We start from the raw sequence: 1131 nt of genomic DNA, 5'->3' as shown, positions 1-1131 counted from the left end.
AAGCTGCTTGCTGATGTCATATCAGGTATTCAATTTAAAGATGGTGAACGGATCACTCAAGATCAAACAGAGCATCACGATTCATTGATACACCACATTTGACAATAACTCTTGCCCGTCTCCACGATGCAGTATATTTACCTAGAGTTGCAATGCAGGGCGGGAATTGGCAGCCTCAACCAAAGATGTGCCACCATAATGTAACTGACTATTGTCAGCTCGATAGAAGGTTCAGCCCCGTAAGAGGCTGGCTATTCTTCGATCTACCCAATGAGAACTATTACAAATTTGTAGCTCATTCCGTACTGAAATTCCCTGATGGCTCCATAAGAGATATTACGCCATCTAACGCAGGCGCCGAATATCCATTCCTTGCGTGTGGCGTATCAAATAAAGACTTTGCAGCTATAGCTACTGTTTGTGAAAATGGTGAACTTAATTTGCCAAAATAAAATGCATAACAAGTTTGGCAAGCGGGACAAATTTAAAGCGTGGCTTCGCCATCATTTTCCCCTTCCAAAGGCGTTATGCGAGTAGTGTCATCTCATAAAATGGAGTTTTAATGAATATTGAAAACATTATCGTACACGAAGTACGTAAAGAAGAAGATCAAAGTGTTGCGACTATCTTTCCAAGAGATGAAGAAAACACCGTAGATGAGCATGCTCGAACATTAAGCACTCAGCTTTCAGGCCTATTTAGGAAAACAGGATTATTAACAGGAAGGTTCGAAACCCCTGAAACCCCCGATGACCCTCAACCACATTTTGTGACTCTTCTTGAAAGCCACTTCGATGAGGGGAACTTTGAAAATTTTGTTTCCTTTTCAGAGTCTGCATCTCGTGAATTTAAAAGAAAGTTGGATGAAACAGGTGCTTCAAAAGGTGGCTATTTGTGGTTCAACCATTACACATATAATGAAGAAAACTTTCTATCTATTGTACTTTTGAGAAAGAAAAATGGATTAGCATTATCCAATGATTTAACCCTAGATCAAATAGAACAACTTGATTTAGATAAGTTAAGTACCTGAGTATTAAATTATCATAAATTCGTTCACTATTAGAGCAACGTGATAATTTCAGTACTTATCGCATCATTGAACTTGTTTGTTTATCATTATTTTTGTAT

General features: G+C 38.3%; 1 protein-coding gene. It reads left to right on the top strand.

The genetic code is table 11. The features are described from left to right. Positions 1–562: 562 nt before the first annotated feature. Entirely contained in the window at positions 563–1033 is a 471-nt protein-coding gene (locus L2764_RS27300; RefSeq protein WP_248943467.1) for a nucleoid-associated protein, read from the top strand. The last annotated feature ends 98 nt before the right edge of the window (positions 1034–1131 follow it).

The organism is Shewanella surugensis (assembly GCF_023284005.1).
In the GTDB taxonomy this organism is placed as follows: Bacteria; Pseudomonadota; Gammaproteobacteria; order Enterobacterales; family Shewanellaceae; genus Shewanella; species Shewanella surugensis.
Note: the sequence above shows the minus strand (reverse complement) of the source record. Positions and strands in the feature narration are given on the sequence as shown.

Bases quoted from the DNA above. Each gene is read 5' to 3' on its own strand.
- L2764_RS27300 (WP_248943467.1), top strand. From the start codon at position 563: ATGAATATTGAAAACATTATCGTACACGAAGTACGTAAAGAAGAAGAT.